This is a genomic window from Wenyingzhuangia sp. IMCC45574 (genome assembly GCF_054182685.1).
On the sequence record NZ_CM135169.1, the window covers coordinates 1,627,537 to 1,648,078 of the forward strand.

A 20,542-nucleotide genomic window follows, 5' to 3' on the forward strand; every position below is an offset into this window, starting at 1 on the left:
TTCTCTACACACTAAGAACCAATACCAAATACCCGACACCTGATACTAGATACTAAATAAAATAATCAACAAAAAAGGTAGGGTCTTTATCCTAAAAGCTGTTTCATACTAAAAAGAACTAAACATGATTTCAAAACACTATAGCGTTAACCAATTAAGAGTAGATCTTTGGAATGAGCTAAAAGAGCACAGCAATCAAATTACGCTGCATCCAAAAGAAGGAAAAAAGGAAAACCGTTTACAAAAGTTAGATGAAATCCTTAAAAACTTGTTAAGCATAGAGCAGTACTTCTCTTTCCCGGGTGCTACCTTAACCCAACAAATTATAAACGCAGTAGATAAAGGCGAACTAAAAGCAGTAAGCAATCGTGTTTCTGAAATTGTTTCTTTGTTGGTAAGCGATGATTATAGAAATCATACCGAATTAAGACCCGAACATTTTGACAGCACAGAAAGAGCTAGAGACAAAGATATTTTAGATACCAACAGCAACTCTTTTGAAGTTTTATATGTAGAAGATTTATCTTCTAAAGAAGAAGAACACCTAAAAAGTAAAGCCAAAGAATTAACCGACTACAGAGACAAGCTTACCTACGATTTAGTAGTACAAAGCTCTTTTCAGGATGCGTTGATTTGTTTGTTCTTTAACCACAATATACAAGCTGCTGTAATTAGATATGCCCCTCAAAAATTATCTAAAAACATCACTCAGTTAATCAAACCTTTTATACAAAACGTATTAAAGATTGATTTATCGGAGGTATCGGATGCTGACTTAGGAACCCTGTTAGGAAAATACATTAAGCAGTTTAGACCCGAGCTAGATATTTATTACATTACCGATAAATCGTTAACTCATTTAGATGATAGTACCGTAAAATCTTTCCGTAGAATTTTCTACCGTATGGAAGATTTACAAGAATTACATTTAACCATTATTAGCGGAATTAACGAACGTTACGAAACTCCATTTTTTACTGCATTAAAAGAGTACAGTAAAAAACCTATTAGTGTTTTCCATGCCATGCCAATATCTAGAGGAAACTCCGTATTTAAATCTAGATGGATTTCTGATTTTGGTGACTTTTACGGACGTAATGTTTTTTTGGCAGAAACATCTGCTACCAACGGTGGCTTAGATTCTTTGTTGCAACCAACAGGACCTATGAAAAAAGCACAGGAAAAAGCTGCCAAAGCTTATGGAGCTCAGCAAACTTTCTTTGTGACCAACGGAACCTCAACAGCCAATAAAATTGTACAACAGGCTTTAATTAAACCCGGAGATGTAGTATTGGTAGACCGTGACTGTCATAAATCGCATCATTACGGATTGGTGTTAGCGGGAGCATTTCCAGCCTATTTAGACTCGTATCCTATTGAAGAATATTCTATGTATGGAGCGGTGCCCTTAAAAGTGATTCGTGAAAACTTAACCGAACTAAGCAAAGCAGGACGTTTAGACAAAGTAAAAATGTTGTTGCTTACCAACTGTACGTTTGATGGTGTGGTATACAATGTAGAAAAGGTAATGGAACAGACGTTGGCCATTAAACCCGATATGGTTTTTCTTTGGGACGAAGCCTGGTTTGCCTTTGCAGGATTTACCTATATGTACAAACAACGAACAGGAATGTACGTTGCCCAAAAACTATACAACAAATACAAAACCCCAGAATATAGAGAAGAATACGAAGCCCACATTGCTTCTTTAGAGCCAGGTGAAATACCTACCCTCCCCGATCCAGACAAAGTAAAAATTAGAGTATACGCTACCCAGAGTACTCACAAAACCTTATCTAGTTTCCGTCAGGGATCTATGATACAAGTTTGGGACGAGGAATTTAGTCGTTTGGTGGCAGATACTTTTAACGAGGCCTACATGACTCATACCACCACTTCTCCTAATTATCAGATTGTAGCTTCTTTAGATGCTGGACGAAGACAAATGGAGTTAGAAGGGTATGAGTTGGTAGAGCAAAGTGTAGAAATGGCCATGATTTTACGTTCTAAAATTAAAGACCATCCTAAACTTAGTAAGTATTTTAGCCTATTAACCGTAAACGATATTATTCCAAATGAATACAGAGCGTGTGGTTTAAACGAATACTACACCGATGAAAAAGGTTGGGACAGACTGGAAGATGCTTGGGAAAAGGATGAATTTGTTTTAGACCCTACCAAATTAACACTCTCTGTAGCTAAAACAGGAATTATGGGAGATACGTTTAAAAACGATTATTTAATGAATCGTTTTAACATACAAATCAATAAAACCTCTCGTAATACGGTATTAATGATGACCAACATTGGTACCACTCGTGGAAGTGTGACTTTTTTAACCAATGCTTTATTACAAATTGCAGATGAGTTAGAAGAACAAAATCGTTCCCTAAACAAAAGAGAGAAAGAAATATCTCAAAAGCACATTCACTCGTTAATGTACGATGTACCTCCACTACCCGACTTTAGTGAATTTCATCGTTCGTTTTTAGCGGCCCCAGGAGTACCTGGTGGAAACATTAGAGAAGCTTACTTTTTAGGCTATGAAGAGGATTTATGCGAATATGTATTGCTAGAGAATTGTTTAGAAGTAATGGCAGAAGGAAAAGAATTGGTTTCCACTTCTTTTGTAATTCCTTATCCTCCAGGATTTCCAATTTTGGTTCCCGGACAAGTAGTTAGTGAAGCTATTATACAATTTATGCTGGCTTTAGACGTAAAAGAGATCCACGGTTACAGAGCCGATTTAGGACTAAAAGTATTTACCAAACAAGCCTTAAATAGAAAAAACACCATTTCTGCTATGGGAGCTATGCATGCCATGCAAGCTTTACAAATGGGAGGAAAAAATTAATACTGAATCAAAAAAAATAAAACACATATGGACGTTTCTAACACACCAACTAAAACATTACAAGGAATAGAAGAAATAAAAAGGTTCTTTAAAGAAAATGAAACCCCAATTTACTTTATAAGCGCTACAAACTTTAACCTAACAGGGATAGATAAGTGGGTAAACAATTTTAACTTCATCACCTATATTGATTCATACGATGGAGCTTTACCCAACTTATTCTCTCCCAAAAATGAAGCTCCACACGAGGAATTTACTTGTATAGAAGATATTAACAACTACTTACTTTCGCACCCAGAAGTAATTGCACATATAGACCAAAAAGAAGTAAACGGAGAAGCCGGAAAGGCTTTATTCCTAATGTTCGATCGTAAAACGGAACAACTGGCGAATATCTTAGGACTGGATGTTTGTTTTCCATCTTCGGATTTACGAATTTCTTTAGACCATAAAGTAAACACCAACAGAATTGCAGAAAAAGCAGGTGTTGCTTGTGTGCCTTATGTATTATCTAAAGTAAAAAGTTTTGAACATTTAAGAGCTATTTCTAAAGAATTAGGGGACAAATTGGTGATTCAAACCCCTTTTGGTGATTCAGGTCACACCACTTTCTTTATCGAAAATGAGGAGGAGTTTAACGTACATGCGGATGAGATTTTAGCAGAGGACGAAGTTAAAATCATGAAACGCATCAACTGTTACGGAACAGCTATTGAAGGATGTGTTACACAACACGGAACTTTGGTTGCTCCCTTAATGACAGAATTGGTTGGTTTTAAAGAATTAACTCCTTACAAAGGAGGATGGTGTGGAAACGAAATTTACCCAAATGCTTTTAATGCAGAAATTAGAGAAAAAGCCAAAGTCTACACACAACGTTTTGGAGATCAGTTACGAGAAGAAGGTTACAAAGGCTATTTTGAATTGGATTTCTTGATTGACCAAGACAATGGTGAAATCTATTTGGGAGAATTAAACCCTCGTGTTTCTGGAATTAGTAGTTTAACAAACAATGCACAGTTTGCCAATACTGATGTGCCTTTGTTCTTGTTCCACTTACTAGAATGGATGGATATTCCATACGAAATTGATACACAAGAATTAACTGACCGTTGGGCTGCAGAAGCAAACATGGATAGCTGGAGTCAGTTGGTAATTAAGCATACTATCAAAACTTTAGAAGTTACCAACGAAGCACCTGCTTCTGGAATTTGGGAAATGAAAAACAATGGAAACATTCAGTTCAAAAAAATGGATGTAGACAGACAAGCAATCCAAGGAGATAATGAGGCTTTCTTTTTACAGATAACCCGCAAAGATGACTATTTGTACGAAGGAGCCGATGTAGGAATTTTAATATTACGTGGTAGATTAATGTCTGATGAGTTTGAATTAGCAGAACGTGCTAAAAAATGGATCAAAGCCATTCGCTCACAATTAAAAGCAACCATTTTAGATATGAGTGCTTTGTCTCCAGAAGAAATTGAAGAATTGCAAAAACTAAACCTAAAGTAACCCCAAAATAGTTTTTGACATTTATGACACCATCACTCCGTTTTTGGATTGGTGGTGTTTTTGTTTCTTTTCTAGTTTCTAAAACATAGATACCTTTTGTCGTAAATAATCATATAGATATGATACAGAAACTATTGTTATTAGTTTTAGTATTATTCCTAAAACAACATACCAAATAGTGATACTCAATACAATAGTATCTAAAAAACTTGACTCATTCTGAAATTGACCTCCCCAAGCTTCATAGCTATTCCAAGCTGCAATCACTGCTCCTACTATATTAACATCTACAACAAATAGAATTCCAACAAGCACCCTAAGCAACAACATCCTTTTCAAGGCTTTAAATCTTAACAAGTTAGGCAATCCAAACCACAATAAGTTTTGAACAATTGATGCTGGTAAATATACATGTGGTCTTACAAAAAAGTGACGTCCCAACACTATAAGCGTGGATACTACGAAACAAAACAAGCTTAAATCTACAATCAATTTTATTACTTTCTCATCAGTATCTATCAACCATTTTTTTTTGGAGAAAAAGAGTTTTAGAATAAAGAAGATGAGTGAATAAATAATTAAACCTCCTAATATATGGATTCGAATATTTTTTAAAACTTCATAAAAAATATCCATATTTAAACTTCTCTTTTAGTAACATGTTCTGGATCTCTTTTCATATGAAGAACTCCAACAGTAACAATCTGTTTTCTCTTTTGATCTACAATATAAAATATGGAATAAGGAAACCTTTTCAAATGAGACAGTCTAAATTGTTTGTATCGCTTTTGATAATGTTCCGGATTTAAAGAGATATGGTCTATTTCAGAATTAACTTGCTCTTTAAAGTCTATAGCTAAATCTTTATTAATTTCTGAATACCATTTCTTAGCCTCTCGCATATCAGTATATGCACTGGGCAAGATTTTAACTCTATAAGTCATTATTTACCAAGACTTTTTTACATCTTCCCAATCCAACACATCTTCGGGATTTTTATGGTAAGATGCAAGTCTGCTATCTAACAAATCTTTGGTTTCTTGAGATAATTCTTCTTTTTCTTCTTGCGCTCTTTTCAAAACAGCTTCTAAAGAGTCCATTACTTCTTCATTTACAGTCAATAACTCCTGTATAAAGTGATATTTTCTTGCTGATAAATCCATAATCGTAATTCTTTGATACTAACAAAAATACAATTTCTATTTTTGAAATAAGAATTAAGATTACACCACCCAAAAAAATCGCTCTTTGGTTTTAGAACTAGCTCCTAACTTTTTATAAAACTCAATCGCTTTAGTATTAAAGTCTGGTGTTTGCCATTGTACCTCTGCACAACCTTCTCGCTTGGCATACTCCTTTACCTTTTCCATCAATTGTGCCCCGTACCCTTTGCCTCTGGTAGCTTCGGTTAAAAACAAACAATCCAAATACACATACTCAGCAACATCCCAAGTAGAAAATTGTTTGATGCAAGTAGTATAGCCCTCTATTTTACCATCTAGCTCCACCACCCAACATTGGATTTTCTCAAAATGTTTGAACAACAAAACTTCTTTTCCTTCGGTCGAAAAAGAAGCCTGTTCGTAAGCTGCATGGGCTGCAAACAGCTCTATCAATCGTGGTATGTCTTTTCTTTCTGCTTTTCGTATCATATTAACAATTACACGTTATTCCTGTACCTTGTACAGCACTCGTTCCTTCAGTAGCATATCCATCTCTTTTCCACCAATCCAGTCCTCCAATAAGCTCCTGAACTTTAAACCCTAATTTAGTCATTTTTAAAGCTCCTTTGGTAGAACCATTGCACCCAATTCCATCGCAATAACAAACGTAGGTTTTATTTTTATCTAAATGCGCTGTACTCTCTGCTGTCATTTCTCTGTGCGGTACATTAATAGCTGTTGGAATGTGCTCTGTTTTATAGGCAGCTAATTTTCTAGTATCCAAAGCAACTACGTTCTCTTGGTTTTCAAAAGCTTCGAATAAATCTGCTGAATCCATTTCGTAAGCTAGTTTGTTTTGGTAAAATTCAATTTGTGTTTTCATATTTTTTCTTTTTTGTTCTCGATATACCTCCTTTCGTTGGCACTCGAACTGACATTAATACTTGATCGTAAAATTATCTAGTACAAATGAAGGTTTCTAAAAATGAAATTGAATTCCATTACATCATAATTGAAAAATTCTCAACTACAACCCTGCACATAAAATTGTATTTTTATCATATGGAGATGAAATACTTAAAATTGATTAAAACCATTGCAGAACATGGTAGCTTGGCAAACTCTGCTGCGCAATTGTACTTAACACAATCTGCACTAAGTCATCAGTTAAAAGATTTGGAAAACCAACTAGGTTTTAAAGTATTTTACAGAAAAAGAAATGAGTGGACCTTAACCGATGAGGGACAAGAATTGTATGAATTGGCAAAAAAGGTATTGTCTGAAATTGACAGTAGTTTTTATAAAATTCAGCAACTCAAAAACGGTTCACAAGGTACCATTCGTATTAGTACAGAATGCTATTCTTTTTACCAAGGGCTGCCTGCTTTTGTTCAGAAAATGGGGGTTTTGTATCCGCAAATTCAGATTGACTTAATTTTAGAAGCTACCCATAAACCTATTGCAAAACTCATCGCTAAAGAGATTGACTTAGCCATTACGGCAACTAAACCCAACGAAGAAAATTTAGAATGCTTTGAGTTGTTTGAAGATGAAATTTTTGCTGTGATGCACCAAGAAAATTTGTTTGCAAAACAGGATTACATCAAGGCTAAAGATTTTGAAGAAATCCACCTGATTATTCACTCCTATCCTATTGAAACAGTCTCTGTGTATGAACAGTTTTTTAAACCCAACCGTGCTGAACCTAAACAAATTTCTGCCATTCCATTAACAGAGGTTGCACTGGAATTAGTAGCAGCAAACTTTGGAGTATTTTGTATTCCTAAATGGGCTTTAAAACCATTTAAACTGTCCGATGAATTTGCCTATAAAAAGATAAGCTTAGAAGGCTTAAAAAGGAAACATTACTTAGTCATTCGAAAAGAAGATACTCAGAAAAAATACATCCAAGACTTTATCATCAATTTTAGGGAATTATTTGCTTAGTCTTGTTTTGTAACGTTCGTACAGAAATGTTAACAAACAAGTTACCACCAATACACTCACAAAAAACACGGCTAATAACCAATAGGAGTCTACTGTTTTATAAATAGCTGTAGCAATATTACCAATTAATATCCACTGAATTACATAGGCAACCGTTACATTTTGCCCCAACCATTTGATACTCTTTAACAACACCGTTTTTCCTGCAAACCTCTCTAATTGATACATCCAAAAAAGGAACAACAATAAAAAAAACAAGGTCCACAAAAAGAACACAGAACCATGATGGTAATATTGTGGCAAATCTGAAGATACTTTAAGAGCGTATGGAATGGTAAAAATCAAAAAAATAGACGATACTAAAAACAACTGTGCCTTTGTTTTATGCTTGTGTAGTCGGTTAAAATCTATGCGAGGTTGAATTTTGGTAAACAACATTCCTAGCAACGGGTAACACAGCCAAGGAAACAAAGGAAAATAAGACCAACTTTCTTTTCCAAAGAAATAAGCCGTTACATAATTAGCCTCTTGTAACGTATACTCCGCAAGAAACTTCCCTAAAAAAGAAACCACCAAACAAATTGCCAACAATGCTATATTATTCCTTAACAACCATTTTTTTGTAAAAGCAAAGAATACAATAGTTAAACCAGCCAAGTGTAAAATATCTACTCCTAAAATGTATTCTAATGGGTTTAATGCTATCTCATTTGTGGTAATTTTAAAGAGTAAATGAGCATTTAAAGCAATATTTAAGCCCATTCCCAGTAAAAAAATAAGCACTCCCCTTTTAAGCAATTCTTTGGAACTCTTTTTAGACATTGCCAAAAAATAACCAAAAACAGCCATAAAAACAGGAGCAACAGGAGGCCCACCTAAAAACAATAAAATTTCACCCGCTGTACTCAAAGTAATTTGTTCAGTTGCAAACAACTCAACCAAATGCACTTGTACCATTAGTACAACTGCTATTCCTTTTAATAAATCTGGTGTTTGGTATCTGGAACTCATTTAAAATGGTAAATACCTATACAAATTACATTTTTTTATTCATACTCTGGTAATTAGCCTCTATTATTTACTCAATCCAAAGACCAAACACTTATATCATCAAACTCTGCTGCTGTAGACCATAGCGAAAAAGCAATATTCTCTTTTTTAACATCAAAACCAGAAGAAGTGTGTTTTCCAATGTATTCATTATCTATGTATACTAATAAAGTATCATTTCTAAATACGATCGTAATCTCATACCACTGATTTAACGTATAAGCTACGGCAATTTTTTTCTTCTTTGTAGCTAGTATTTTTTTCACTTCTTTTTTATCTACTCCCTTTTTCATTTTTTTTCTAAGCTCCGGATTAAAACGCCCCGTGTACTGATCTTCTATTTTTATAGAAGTTGGACTTACAGCTACCTGACACACATGTCCGTTTACTGTTTTATCCTTTGCTTTAGGGTTGTTAAAATTAAACTCAATAGCATTTCCTCTTTTGTTAACAGATAGCATCTTAAACTTAACTTTAACCACACCATTGTCTATGGGTGCAGTATGTAAAATAGAAGTTCCATGCGTAGCATCTTTCCACATTTCTACATACAAAACATGGTTTCTTAAATCTGCTTGTTTATTTCCATTGGCTCTATTTTTACTATTCGTTTTCCACCCATTCCCTAATTGTTCTTTACGATTGTCTTCTTCGTCTCTGTTAAAATCATCCTGAAAAACCAACTTTGCACTATCTAACTCTGTCTCTAAAAATCTTTTTTTAGTTTGTCCCTGTATTGATCCAATCATTAAAAAAAGAGTTATTCCCATAAAAAGGTTCCTTTTACTTAAAATTAGCTGCATATTTAAATCTATTTTGTTTGTTACTTACTTAGATTATAGAACTATTATATAGTTTAAGTATTGACATTTTATGTACGCTAGCGCACTTTAACTCTCTAGTAGAAAAACATTTGTTCTATTCATGTTTAGTTCTGTAAAACACAAATGTGTAAATTTAAACACAAACCCATGTAATTGTTTAATATATTTTAAAAACATATATCAATCTGCGATAACGCAGCTAGATGACTGTTTCTGTTTTTTAGATTTGTAGTAGAGATAGTTATTAATTTTAAACGATTTAGTTATGAAGTATTTAAACAAAAACATTGAGGAATTAGGTAAAAAATCTTTGGACAAATCTTTGATAAACTCTTCTACATCAGGAGGGATTGTCTTAAAATGTGATTTAGAAAGCAATCGCTTAAAACACTATCTTCAGCACGTTAAAAAAGCATCATAATTAGCTTACAATTCGTTAATCTACAGATTAAAACATATTTTTTAATTTTATAGATACAAAGTTACTAACCGCTGAAACAGGAAAAAATGAAATATTTAAACCCTAATATTGAACAACTTTCAAAATTACAATCAAAGAAATCGCTTGTAAGAGCAAATACTTCTTGTGGTATTTTTCAGGATACCGATTATAATGAACCTACTAAGAAGTTGTATCACCAGCAAAAAGTTGAAAAATTGAAGATATAAAAAAAGGTCACTAACAAACGTTAGTGACCTTTTTTTATATCTTAACTATCTCTTAAAGAACTACCACTGAAATAACGGTCTTTCTTGCATAAACTCGTTAACTTTCTTAGCAACACCTTCTAAAACTTCATCGTTCTCAAAGTTCGTAATTACCTCGTCAATAAAGTTTGCAATTACCGTCATATCCTCTTCTTTTAATCCACGAGTTGTAACTGCTGAAGTTCCTAAACGAATTCCAGAAGTAACAAATGGAGACTTATCGTCAAAAGGAACCATGTTTTTGTTTGCTGTAATATCTGCTTTTACCAATGCTCCTTCTGCATCTTTACCAGATAAATTCTTATTTCTTAAATCGATTAACATACAGTGGTTGTCTGTTCCTCCAGAAATAATTTGGTAATCTTTAGCCACTAGCTCTTCTGCTAATTTAGCTGCGTTTTTCTTAACTTGAGTTTGGTATGCTTTGTACTCTGGAGTTAAAGCTTCACCTAAAGCAATTGCTTTTGCTGCAATTACATGCTCTAATGGTCCACCTTGTAATCCTGGGAATACAGCTCCGTTTAAGATTGCAGACATTTTCTTTAAGTTTCCACTCTTTAACTTAATTCCATCTCTGTTCTCAAAATCTTGCCCCATCATAATCATTCCTCCTCTAGGACCTCTTAATGTCTTGTGAGTAGTAGTTGTTACAAAGTGACAGTGAGGCATTGGATCGTTTAATATTCCAGAAGCAATCATACCAGAAGGGTGAGAAATATCTGCCAATAAGTAAGCACCTACAGCATCTGCAATTTCTCTAAACTTAGCAAAATCGATATCTCTTGAGTAAGAAGATGCACCAGCAACAATAATTTGTGGCTTTTCTGCTTTTGCGATTTCTAATATGTTATCGTAGTTTAAAACTCCTGTTTCTTTTTCTACTCCGTAGTGAACTGCCTTGTATATTTTACCAGAAAAGTTTACAGGAGACCCATGAGTTAAGTGTCCTCCGTGAGATAAATCGAATCCTAAAATCTTATCTCCTGGTTGTAATACAGAAAAGTAAATAGCTGCGTTTGCCTGAGACCCAGAGTGAGGCTGTACATTTACGTAAGCTGCACCGTATAATTCTTTAGCTCTATCAATAGCTAATTGCTCTACAACATCTACCACTTCACAACCTCCATAATACCTTTTACCAGGGTATCCCTCAGCATATTTATTGGTTAAAACAGATCCCTGAGCTTCCATAACTTGTTCACTAACAAAGTTTTCAGAAGCAATCAATTCAATCCCTTTTAATTGTCTCTCTTTTTCTTTCTGAATTAAATCAAAAATGATTTGATCACGTTTCATATTCTTGATGTTTTGAAGGTTGAAAAATAAAGTGCAAAAATAGTAAATATTTATTCACACTAAACTAAAAGTAAGAAGAATATATTTGTTTAATTTTGCAATCTTTTAAAGAAGCTATAGCTTTCAAAACCAAACCAATATCAACATGAAATACAAAATGATAGTCTTAGATATGGACGATACGCTTTTAACCGATGCGCATACCATATCTGAAAGAAATAGAAAAGCAATCAAAGCGGCACAAGAAAAAGGAGTTTATGTTGTACTTGCCTCTGGTAGACCTACCAATGCAATGACTAGCTTTGCTAAAGACTTAGAATTGGACAAATACAACTCTTATATTATTTCTTACAATGGTAGTCAGATTATTAATATGGCAACCGGAGCATGTATTTTTGAACAAGCATTGAGTGTAAAAGATCTTCATAAAATGTTTGATTTTAGTGTAGCTCATAAAACAGCCTTTATTACCTATAAGGAAGGAACTATTATAGGACCTATTCAGTCGGAATATGTAGATGTAGAAATTAACCTAACGGGAATGCCTTTTAGAAAGGTTACTGATATTAAAGAAGAAATAAAAGAAGACTGTGTAAAATGTTTGTTACTAGAAGAACCTAGCTATCTAAGGACTGTAGAAACTAAACTTTTAGCTGCAAGACCCGATTTGAGTATTGCAATGTCTAAACCTTTCTTTTTAGAAGTAATGCCAAAAGGAATAGACAAAGCGGCTACTTTAAAAAGGTTGATTGATCAATTGGGTATTAAACAAGAGGAGACTATTGCTGTAGGAAATGCAGGGAACGATTTAACAATGGTTGAATTTGCTGGTTTAGGGGTTTGGGTAGACAATGTTACCCCAGAATTAAGAGATAAAGCAGATTTAATTGTTGCTTCTAACAATAACGATGGAGTGGCAGAAGTGATAGAAAAACACATTCTTTAAAATTAAGCATAGTTAAATAAATCAACTCTTTAGTTAACAAAAATCAAGTCATTCAATATATTTTTTTCATATTTTTACAATCCAACTATTAATTTTTATAGTTATGAAAAAAAGACATTGCCCAAATTGTGGGTCTACATTACGATCTAAGAATAAAAAAAAGAAACTAAAAAGACTCTTATTCTTTTCTGAGTTTCTAACATGTTCTAAATGCGATACACAGTATACCTATATAAAAGGAGTAGAAAGATCTGTTAGATTAAAGAGTAAGAAAAAGAAACTATCAGCTTAATTTTTTTTACTGATTTTTAATAAAAACAAAAACATCCGTCAATTATTAAATTGACGGATGTTTTTTATTGGGTAGTCTAGTTTAGCCTAATGTGGCTATTCTTCGTCTATTTCGCTAAGTGCAATCTTAGTATTCGAATCTGAGTTATATACTGTTGCAATTCTGTTGTTTTTATTAAATTCAACTCTTGCGAAATGAGAATTTTGTTGTCCTGGATTATTCCAAAAAACCCAAGTTCCAACTTTCATTCCATTATTGTAATTTCCTGTAGACTTTAAATTACCGTTTACATCATATAGCTTCCAAACTCCGTGATTTTTTTTGTTGTTATTAATAAATCCCGTTTGTGCTACCTTACCATTATCATGATAATAAGTAACTTCTAACAGTCCTGATTTAGTTTCTTTAACCTCAACTTTGTTTTGACTATATGATAATGTTCCAATGAATAGCGCTACTAATAAAAATGCTTTTTTCATAATTTTTTGTATTTGTGTTTTACACTACAAAGATACATTTATTTTACATTTGAACAACATTAAGTTAACATTAATTTAACATTTAATGCTTTTTATCATAAAACAGACTGATTTTAGACAGTTTAATTTAACATTAAACCTTATAATCAGCAACTTATTTATTCTTCTCTTATGATTTCTACGGGATGATATCGCAGTGCTTTATAAGCATAAAACGAGATATTTAACAAAGCTACTAGGATCACGGAGCAAATTCCTATTAAAAAATAGACTGGTGAAATGACAATTTTGTAGGAGAAATTATTCAACCAATTCTGTAAAAAATACCACACCATAGGACTTGCTATTGCTCCAGAAATTAAAATTAATCTCATAAAACCTATAGACATCAACTTAAACACCTCTTTATTGCTGGCCCCTAACACTCTTCTTACACCAATTTCTTTTAACTTTTCTGTGGTTGATAAGGAAACCATTGCCAACAAACCAAGATTGGCAATAAAAATAGTTAACAAGGTTAATGCATTAAAAATAATTCCAAATTGCTCATAACTTTTGTATTGCTGATTAAAATAGTGATCTGAAAATTCTGGAACAAAAGGGTCGTTAGGATAATTATCTTCCCATATACTTTTTATAAAATTAATTTGCTCTGAAACATGTACACCATCTAACTTAATAAGGTAATAGCCAAACTCCCAAGGGTGGACATTTACAAAAAAGGTAGGCTCTACAGATTCGTCTAATGATTTTAAGTGAATATCTTTAACCACCCCCACAATTTTAAGTTTAGGATTATAGGTATGTATCATTTTACCAATTGCTTCACTAGCACTCTTAAAACCTAGTAATTTTCGGGCTTTATTATTAATTATCACATCCTGTCTTGGTTTATCTACAGGACTCGGCAAAAAGTTTTTTCCTGCTAAAAAACCTGTTCCGTACACAGGAAAAAAAGATTCGTCTATTATCCTTCTTTCCATTTTACCTTCAAAGACCTCTCCGGTATCCATACGCTGCACCTTGTTAATTACCCTTCTATTTACATCCTGCCCTGGTAATACCATAGAAGTTCCTACATTTTTAATTCCAGAATTCTTTAATAAACGTTCTTTAAAATACCTAAACTTCCTTTCCTTAATGGCTCGTGCCTGTTTATTTCTAAATCCTGAGTTTAAAGTAGAAGGTGCCTGTAGAGACAATACGTGCTTCATATCCATCCCTAAATCATGATTTTTCATATAATTCACCTGTTGATAAATTACAAAGGCACCTATAATTAAAAAAATAGAAGCCGTAAACTGTACCGTTAACAATACCTTTTTTACTGTAGAATCTGTATGATTTGCATGGTTTAGTTTTCCTTTTACCGCAGAAACAATATTTAAAGAAGAAAGCACCAATGCCGGATACATTGCCACTAAGACAATAGTACCTAAGAAAAAAACGAGCAATAGCAACCAACTAATAGGATTGGATAGAAATTTGAAACTAAAATGTATCTGAAACAACTGCTCTAAGTAACTTTTACTTATAAGTACCAATAAAGCTGCTAAGACAAAAGCTACAAAATTCAACAACAATGCTTCTACAAAATATTGAGCTCTCAATTCCATTTTAGAGGCTCCAAAGGTTTTTCTTACTCCAACATCTTTGGTTCTTTTTAAAACCAATGCAGTACTTAAGTTCACAAAATTTAGGAACACAATTAGCAACAACAATACTCCTACTGTAATTACAATATATAGCAAACTTACATTTCCACTCAATTCAAAATCATCGGCAAAATGAGAATTTAAATGTATCGACTGAATCGGATCTAGCTCAAACTCTAAGCGTTGTCCTTTTTCTTTTTTAGGGTTTACATGCAATAGAGCGAGTGCATTTAAATCGTTCCCTACCTTTTCTTTAGATGCTGAATTATCTATGGTAACATAGGTATAATTAAAGTTTCTATTCCAATTTCCCTTTGGTGACATCCAGCCATATTTTACAAATGTGGACAAGGTAGTTAGGTAATCGTATTTAAAATGTGTGTTCTCTGGAGGAGCTTTTACAACACCAGATACTTGAAACACCATTCCCTCGTTTATTTTAACAGTCTTCCCTATTGGATTCTCCTTGCCAAACAAAGCATTTGCTTTAGATGCTGTTAGTACCGTTTTTAAAGGACCGTCTAAAACAGTTTCTGGATCCCCTATTAACAACACTCCTTTAAACACCTTAAAAAAGTCTTTACCTACCCAAGAAACCTTTTCTGTAGCAGACTTATACTCATCTGTATACACCAAACAAATTTCGTTGTAAACCCTTACAACTGCTTCTAAATTCGGAATTTTTTCTACTGCCACCTCTCCTAACCTAGAAGGCCCCTTACCAGCATGATATACTTTCTTTTCGTTTAAATATCGCTTTGTATTTACCCTATAAATAGAACTACTATTAGAAATTTCACTCTCATAAGAAAACTCAAACAAAACATAGCCCAACACAAACACGCAGGTAGTATAGCCCAACACCAAGCCTGCAATATTAATAGAGGTAAATAACTTTTCTCTTTTAAAAATTCGTAAAGAGAATTTTAATGTGTTCTTTATCATTTTATTCGGTTTTTAAACTTAAAACTACATTGCTCCAAGATGCTTTAATTACATGATAGCTAATGGTGACTAAAGCAATAATTACACTTATCATACTACCTAAGAACATCACCTCCCATGGCATTTCTATTTGGTATGCAAAATTTTGCAACCAATTATTCATTAAGATGTAAACCACTGGAATAGAAATACCAATGGATAGTACAACCACTTTTAAAAAATCTTTAGACAGCATTACAAACAACTCCAAAACAGTAGCACCCAATACTTTTCTTACACCAACCTCCTTTATTCTATCTCTAATAGCAAAAGCAGAAAGAGCATACAGTCCTAAAGCACATATTAGAATCGCAATAAACGTGGCTATTAAAAAAACATTCATAAAGTTATCCTCTTTTTCATACTGCAAATTGTAATAATCTTGCATTGGATAAGAAACAAAAGAATCTTCTGTATAAATTGAATTCCATATCGTTTTTACCTGAGAAACTACTTCTTGATGGTTGTTTGTAGAAAGTTGAAGAGAGAAGTGCCCAAAAATATAGTTATACTTTAGTCCATAGAAATACACTGTCGGTATTATCTCAGACTGCAATCCTAATTGATGGTAATTTTTCACCACTCCTATAATATTCAGACTACTATTTCTATCCGCCCTAATTTGTTGATGAACGGCCTCTTCAGCATTTTTAAACCCTAATGCTTTGCAAGCCTTTTCGTTGATAATAATATCCTTTTTATGTTTCTTTAAATTCTTAGTAAAATTTCGTCCTGCTAAAAATGGAATTTCATAAGTTTCAAAAAAGCTCTCGTCTATAATTCCTTTCTGATAAAAAACATCTTGTGATTTTTCCTGAGCTGCGTTTGCTCTTTTATAGTTGTTTGTTGTTCTAATATGAACCTGCCCTGGTACAGTCATAGAAGCAGATGTTTTCTCTACTCCTAAAAGATGTTCTGTTTTCTGTTTAAAAATTGCCATATTAGAAAACGCCTTTTGATGCGAGTTCATAGACTTTGGAGCTTTTACCAATAGAATCTTTTCTGGATGAAAACCTAAAGGCTTTTGCTTCATAAACTGCAATTGTTTAAAAACAATTAGTGAACTAGAAATGAGACCTACTGCAACAATAAATTGAAACAAAACCAAACCTTTCTTAACCAACTGAAACTGACTTGAGGATTTTCCTTTTAATGCTTTAAACGGAACCAGTCTTGACAATACAAAAGCTGGATACAAAGAAGACAATAAGGAAACAAAAAACACTAAGGAAATAACCCTTACCCAAAAAGAAACGTCGTTCCAAACATTATATACAAACTCAAAATTAGCTTCCTTAGTCGTAAAATTTTTAAAGCCCCCAATAATCACTACCGAGAGAACAAATGATAAAACACTTATAATAAATGTTTCACCAAAGAAAGAAAAAGCAATGTGTTGCTTAGTAGCTCCTAGTGATTTTTTAACTCCTATTTCTTTTACCCTATCCATTGTTTTCCCTGTGGATAAGTTCACATAGTTAATCCAAGTAACTACCATGATAATAATAGAGATGATTACCAAAAACTGAATTCGTTCCTCATCTACTCCTTTACGCTCTTTTATTTCTCCTTTATAATTATGCTTTAAATACACGTCCTTAATAGGAATCGTACTATACTCTGAAACCACATCCGATTTACCAATCGACTCCCTACGTAATCTTTTTAATCCTTTTGTTATTTTTTCTAAAGTAGAGACAACAGAGACATGTTCTTTAAGTCTAAAATAAGTATGCATTCCTAAAGATTTCCAAACATGTCCTTTTTTAAGCCACCCTTTACTAATACCAGTTGCCCAAGACACAACAAAATCACATGGAAGATGAGAATTAGAAGGTATATTTTCAAACACAGCTGTTATTTCCATGGGATAATCATCTCCATTTAAATTCACAATTTTCCCTATTGGACTTTCACCTTTTTTAAAATATTTAGCTGCTGTAGACTTTGATATAATCGTAGTAAATGGACGACTCAAAGGTTGATTGGTATCTCCTTCTAAAACCTTTAAATTAAATACTTTTAAAAAGGAACTTTCTCCCCAATATACATTCATGTCATTCAAACGAACCTCACCCTCACGATAATCCATCAAACATTTTTCATAAATCAACCGTGTAGCAGCTTCCACTTCAGAAAAATCGTTTTCCAGTGCAGGAGCCACAGCTTTGTATGATTTTGCTAAATCATCCAACTTTATATCATTCTTATAACGATGTGTACTAACTCTGTAAATGCGTTCGGAACCATCAAAAAAGTTATCAAAGCTAGTATGATAAGAAACGTACTTTAACAAAAGTAAACTACTTACAATCCCCAAGGATAATCCCAAAATATTAACAATGGTAAAAAGCTTGTTTTTCACCAAAAAACGGGTAAATATTTTTATAAAGAGTGTATTTATCATCTAACTATTTTTATTCTGTTTTTAATGTTTTTAGCGGAGTACTTTTGGCCACTTTAAACGTTAACCCTATAATCAGCATGCTACAAATTGCCCATAGACTTATTATAGAAACAACAAAAGGAGTGGTCGTTATCTTAATGCTATACGCATATCCACTTAGCCAACTACTCATAGAGTAATACACTAAAGGAGTAGCAATTACAAAAGCAATCAGAATTAAAGCACTCATTTCTTTGGTAAACAACAATACATTATTTAATAAAGAAGCTCCTAAAACTTTTCTTACAGCTAACTCTTTTTCTCTTTTTTGAATATTAATTAAAACCAAACCAACAACCCCTAAAAGCACAATTAAAAACGAAATAACAGCAGCATAGTAAACGGCATTTTTAAAACGTATTTCGTTTGTGTACAAACCTTTTACCACCTCATCCATAAACTCAAACTCAAAAACTGTATCTGGAAAAAACTGTTGCCACTTGGCTTCAATTTCAGAAAGTGTATTTTCTATTTGATTGGATTTTACTTTAAAACTTAGGTATCGAAAATGATTCAACGCTGTTACATCAAAAAAGACCAAAGGTTCTATATGATTCTTCATAGAATCAAAATGAAAATCTTTAACAATTTGGTGAATGGTATAAAATTGCTGTTGGTTTTGAATTCTTATTTTTTGCCCTAAAGCCTCCATAGGGTTTTTCCATCCCAAGTATTTTGCTGCAGATTCATTAATACTAATACTATTTTTTCTATCAAAATCCTTGTAGTCGTCTACGTACACCTTCATGCCATAAGTAGCAAAGTAGTGCTTATCTACGGTAAACGATTTTATTTTTATTCTATCTTCTGGGGTATCTTCTTTTAAAAAGGAGAAGTTATACCCAAAATAACCATTGGGTATTTCATAAGACAATGAAGCATTAACCACCGTAGTTAAATTCTTAAATTCATTACGAACTACTTCCATTTTTCGCACTCCTTTTGGCGACCAGTCTCGTGGAACTTGAGCCGTAATAACAAACTCCTTATTGTACCCTAAATCTTTCTGAAAAAAGTAATCTATCTGTTTTGTAATGATAAGAGAAGCGGTAACAATTACCAATCCTATTACAAATTGTGAAACCACTAAAGCTTTTTGAAGTTGACTCTTCTCTCTTCCTTTATCTCCTTTTAAAGAAGAGATAATGCTTAAAGACGATAGCACAAACGCAGGATACAAACCAGACAACAAACTAATAGAAATTAACAGTCCTAAAAACACAAAAACTCCCCAGTAAGAAATAGTAGAAAGACCCACAATGTCCACTCCCATTAATTCACTAAAAAAAGTTCTACATAAAACAAAAGTTCCCAATGCGAGTAACTCTGCAACCAATACCAAAATAAACGACTCTGATAAAAACTGTAATACTAGCTGAGCTCTGTGTCCTCCCACTACTTTTCTTACACCAATCTCTCTAACTCTGCCCCCCATAATACTAACAGAGATATTAATAAAATTCACAGTTGCCATCAATAAGATAAACCCTCCAATTACCATTAAAACCCAAATATTGGTCTTTGCAGCCCCATCTTCTTTCTCCAAATAGTAATCTTGTAACAATACTGGACTTACTTTTAAATTTTCCTGAATTTCTTTAGAAGTATGTTGAGACACCAATGCTGCAATAGCACTTTCCAACTGTTCTTTTTTAATTCCCTTCTGAAGCTTTACAAATGAAGGTGTATAGATATTATGCCAAGAGGTTAGTGTTCCTCTCCCAAAAAATGCATTTGCCTCAATAGGCATAAATAAACCTGCCACTAAAGAAGTATCTGTAGTGTTTTCGTATTGAATATGGGTTACGGAACTTTTGGATAATGATTTTAAAACACCCGTAATTGTAAAACTTTGTTTCTTTTTACTAAAATTCTCAACAACTAATGTTTCTCCCACCACATCCTTTTTTCCAAAATATTTTAACGCTACTTGTTGAGTAATTACTACAGAATTTGGACTCTCAAAAGCAGATAGACTATTTCCGTAAAGCAATTGAAAACCATACATATTTAACAACGAATGATCTCCCAACTGAATACTTTCTCTTGCTGTAAAATCGTTACTAGAAATAATAGACGTAACTCCATCAAATCTATAATAGTCCGCAACCAAATTTGGATAATCTTCTTTTAGTTTTTTAGCCAAAGGAGCCAGAGTTGTAAAATCTAAGCCCATGCTTTTTTTCTTCCACTCGCTCATTAAAAAACACTGCCTATCTGTATCTTTTAATTCTCTGTTTATATGATATTCTCCCCATATATAAGCACCAATTAAAAAAAAGAAAAATAGTCCTGCATACAGTCCAAAACAATTGATTACTGCAAATAGTTTATTCTTTTGAAGATTCCTCCAAGCTATTTTAAAATAGTTGTGTATCACTGT

The 20,542-nt window shown here is 33.2% G+C and carries 17 protein-coding genes; 5 read left to right on the forward strand and 12 right to left on the reverse strand.

Annotated features, from left to right (window positions below):
* The first annotated feature begins 124 nt into the window (after positions 1-124).
* Both ACXHHC_RS06890 and ACXHHC_RS06895 read left to right on the forward strand, forming a co-directional pair.
* On the forward strand, positions 125-2,854 hold the full coding sequence (locus ACXHHC_RS06890; protein ID WP_458228897.1) for an aminotransferase class I/II-fold pyridoxal phosphate-dependent enzyme: 2,730 nt from the start codon (positions 125-127) through the stop codon (positions 2,852-2,854).
* A 27-nt stretch (positions 2,855-2,881) separates the two neighbouring features.
* Positions 2,882-4,369 (forward strand): biotin carboxylase, encoded by a 1,488-nt coding sequence (locus ACXHHC_RS06895; RefSeq protein WP_458228898.1) that lies wholly within the window; start codon positions 2,882-2,884, stop codon positions 4,367-4,369.
* A gap of 78 nt (positions 4,370-4,447) precedes the next feature.
* On the opposite strand, the gene ACXHHC_RS06900 is transcribed toward ACXHHC_RS06895, so the two are convergent.
* The 5 genes from ACXHHC_RS06900 to ACXHHC_RS06920 are packed head-to-tail and all read right to left on the reverse strand — an operon-like array spanning position 4,448 to position 6,415.
* Positions 4,448-5,005, reverse strand: coding sequence for a hypothetical protein (locus ACXHHC_RS06900; protein ID WP_458228899.1), 558 nt, complete (start codon positions 5,003-5,005; stop codon positions 4,448-4,450).
* Between the two features lie 2 nt (positions 5,006-5,007).
* A complete protein-coding gene (locus ACXHHC_RS06905) occupies positions 5,008-5,313 on the reverse strand; it encodes a type II toxin-antitoxin system RelE/ParE family toxin (protein WP_458228900.1) in 306 nt (101 codons plus the stop codon).
* A 3-nt stretch (positions 5,314-5,316) separates the two neighbouring features.
* Complete coding sequence (locus tag ACXHHC_RS06910) at positions 5,317-5,532, reverse strand: addiction module protein (RefSeq protein WP_458228901.1); 216 nt, start codon at positions 5,530-5,532, stop codon at positions 5,317-5,319.
* Between the two features lie 60 nt (positions 5,533-5,592).
* Positions 5,593-6,021 (reverse strand): N-acetyltransferase family protein, encoded by a 429-nt coding sequence (locus ACXHHC_RS06915; protein WP_458228902.1) that lies wholly within the window; start codon positions 6,019-6,021, stop codon positions 5,593-5,595.
* Position 6,022: 1 nt separating this feature from the next.
* Positions 6,023-6,415 carry a rhodanese-like domain-containing protein gene (locus ACXHHC_RS06920; protein WP_458228903.1) on the reverse strand — a complete coding sequence of 131 codons (393 nt, stop codon included), beginning with the start codon at positions 6,413-6,415 and terminating at the stop codon, positions 6,023-6,025.
* Positions 6,416-6,501: 86 nt separating this feature from the next.
* Here ACXHHC_RS06920 and ACXHHC_RS06925 point away from each other — a divergent pair, with 86 nt between their 5' ends.
* Complete coding sequence (locus ACXHHC_RS06925; protein WP_458228904.1) at positions 6,502-7,479, forward strand: LysR family transcriptional regulator; 978 nt, start codon at positions 6,502-6,504, stop codon at positions 7,477-7,479.
* Here the strand turns inward: ACXHHC_RS06925 and ACXHHC_RS06930 are convergent.
* The gene (locus tag ACXHHC_RS06930; RefSeq protein WP_458228905.1) at positions 7,468-8,490 is read right to left on the reverse strand and encodes a heparan-alpha-glucosaminide N-acetyltransferase domain-containing protein; all 1,023 of its coding nucleotides are present in this window, start codon (positions 8,488-8,490) and stop codon (positions 7,468-7,470) included. The two genes, ACXHHC_RS06925 and ACXHHC_RS06930, sit on opposite strands and share 12 nt — an antisense overlap.
* 71 nt (positions 8,491-8,561) lie before the next feature.
* Complete coding sequence (locus ACXHHC_RS06935) at positions 8,562-9,299, reverse strand: family 16 glycoside hydrolase (RefSeq protein WP_458228906.1); 738 nt, start codon at positions 9,297-9,299, stop codon at positions 8,562-8,564.
* A 319-nt stretch (positions 9,300-9,618) separates the two neighbouring features.
* Here ACXHHC_RS06935 and ACXHHC_RS06940 point away from each other — a divergent pair, with 319 nt between their 5' ends.
* Positions 9,619-9,774 (forward strand): hypothetical protein, encoded by a 156-nt coding sequence (locus ACXHHC_RS06940; RefSeq protein WP_458228907.1) that lies wholly within the window; start codon positions 9,619-9,621, stop codon positions 9,772-9,774.
* Positions 9,775-10,082: 308 nt separating this feature from the next.
* Here the strand turns inward: ACXHHC_RS06940 and glyA are convergent, their stop codons facing one another.
* Entirely contained in the window at positions 10,083-11,357 is a 1,275-nt protein-coding gene (gene glyA, locus ACXHHC_RS06945) for a serine hydroxymethyltransferase (protein WP_458228908.1), read from the reverse strand.
* Positions 11,358-11,502: 145 nt separating this feature from the next.
* Between glyA and ACXHHC_RS06950 the strand changes: the two genes are divergently transcribed.
* Positions 11,503-12,303 (forward strand): Cof-type HAD-IIB family hydrolase, encoded by an 801-nt coding sequence (locus tag ACXHHC_RS06950; protein WP_458228909.1) that lies wholly within the window; start codon positions 11,503-11,505, stop codon positions 12,301-12,303.
* Between the two features lie 387 nt (positions 12,304-12,690).
* On the opposite strand, the gene ACXHHC_RS06955 is transcribed toward ACXHHC_RS06950, so the two are convergent.
* The 4 genes from ACXHHC_RS06955 to ACXHHC_RS06970 all read right to left on the reverse strand — a co-directional run bounded on the left by ACXHHC_RS06955 (position 12,691) and on the right by ACXHHC_RS06970 (position 20,539).
* Positions 12,691-13,074 (reverse strand): toxin-antitoxin system YwqK family antitoxin, encoded by a 384-nt coding sequence (locus ACXHHC_RS06955; protein WP_458228910.1) that lies wholly within the window; start codon positions 13,072-13,074, stop codon positions 12,691-12,693.
* 158 nt (positions 13,075-13,232) lie between these two features.
* Positions 13,233-15,674, reverse strand: a complete 2,442-nt coding sequence (locus ACXHHC_RS06960; RefSeq protein WP_458228911.1) for an ABC transporter permease — start codon at positions 15,672-15,674, stop codon at positions 13,233-13,235.
* A 1-nt stretch (position 15,675) separates the two neighbouring features.
* Positions 15,676-18,120 (reverse strand): ABC transporter permease, encoded by a 2,445-nt coding sequence (locus ACXHHC_RS06965; RefSeq protein ID WP_458228912.1) that lies wholly within the window; start codon positions 18,118-18,120, stop codon positions 15,676-15,678.
* A gap of 10 nt (positions 18,121-18,130) precedes the next feature.
* Positions 18,131-20,539: an ABC transporter permease gene (locus ACXHHC_RS06970; protein ID WP_458228913.1), complete on the reverse strand. Its 2,409-nt coding sequence runs from the start codon at positions 20,537-20,539 to the stop codon at positions 18,131-18,133.
* Positions 20,540-20,542 lie beyond the last annotated feature (3 nt).

Coding starts and splice junctions, on each gene's coding strand:
- ACXHHC_RS06890 (WP_458228897.1), top strand. CDS start 125: ATGATTTCAAAACACTATAGCGTTAACCAATTAAGAGTAGATCTTTGG.
- ACXHHC_RS06895 (WP_458228898.1), top strand. CDS start 2,882: ATGGACGTTTCTAACACACCAACTAAAACATTACAAGGAATAGAAGAA.
- ACXHHC_RS06900 (WP_458228899.1), bottom strand. CDS start 5,005: ATGGATATTTTTTATGAAGTTTTAAAAAATATTCGAATCCATATATTA.
- ACXHHC_RS06905 (WP_458228900.1), bottom strand. CDS start 5,313: ATGACTTATAGAGTTAAAATCTTGCCCAGTGCATATACTGATATGCGA.
- ACXHHC_RS06910 (WP_458228901.1), bottom strand. CDS start 5,532: ATGGATTTATCAGCAAGAAAATATCACTTTATACAGGAGTTATTGACT.
- ACXHHC_RS06915 (WP_458228902.1), bottom strand. CDS start 6,021: ATGATACGAAAAGCAGAAAGAAAAGACATACCACGATTGATAGAGCTG.
- ACXHHC_RS06920 (WP_458228903.1), bottom strand. CDS start 6,415: ATGAAAACACAAATTGAATTTTACCAAAACAAACTAGCTTACGAAATG.
- ACXHHC_RS06925 (WP_458228904.1), top strand. CDS start 6,502: ATGAAGGTTTCTAAAAATGAAATTGAATTCCATTACATCATAATTGAA.
- ACXHHC_RS06930 (WP_458228905.1), bottom strand. CDS start 8,490: ATGAGTTCCAGATACCAAACACCAGATTTATTAAAAGGAATAGCAGTT.
- ACXHHC_RS06935 (WP_458228906.1), bottom strand. CDS start 9,299: ATGGGAATAACTCTTTTTTTAATGATTGGATCAATACAGGGACAAACT.
- ACXHHC_RS06940 (WP_458228907.1), top strand. CDS start 9,619: ATGAAGTATTTAAACAAAAACATTGAGGAATTAGGTAAAAAATCTTTG.
- glyA (WP_458228908.1), bottom strand. CDS start 11,357: ATGAAACGTGATCAAATCATTTTTGATTTAATTCAGAAAGAAAAAGAG.
- ACXHHC_RS06950 (WP_458228909.1), top strand. CDS start 11,503: ATGAAATACAAAATGATAGTCTTAGATATGGACGATACGCTTTTAACC.
- ACXHHC_RS06955 (WP_458228910.1), bottom strand. CDS start 13,074: ATGAAAAAAGCATTTTTATTAGTAGCGCTATTCATTGGAACATTATCA.
- ACXHHC_RS06960 (WP_458228911.1), bottom strand. CDS start 15,674: ATGATAAAGAACACATTAAAATTCTCTTTACGAATTTTTAAAAGAGAA.
- ACXHHC_RS06965 (WP_458228912.1), bottom strand. CDS start 18,120: ATGATAAATACACTCTTTATAAAAATATTTACCCGTTTTTTGGTGAAA.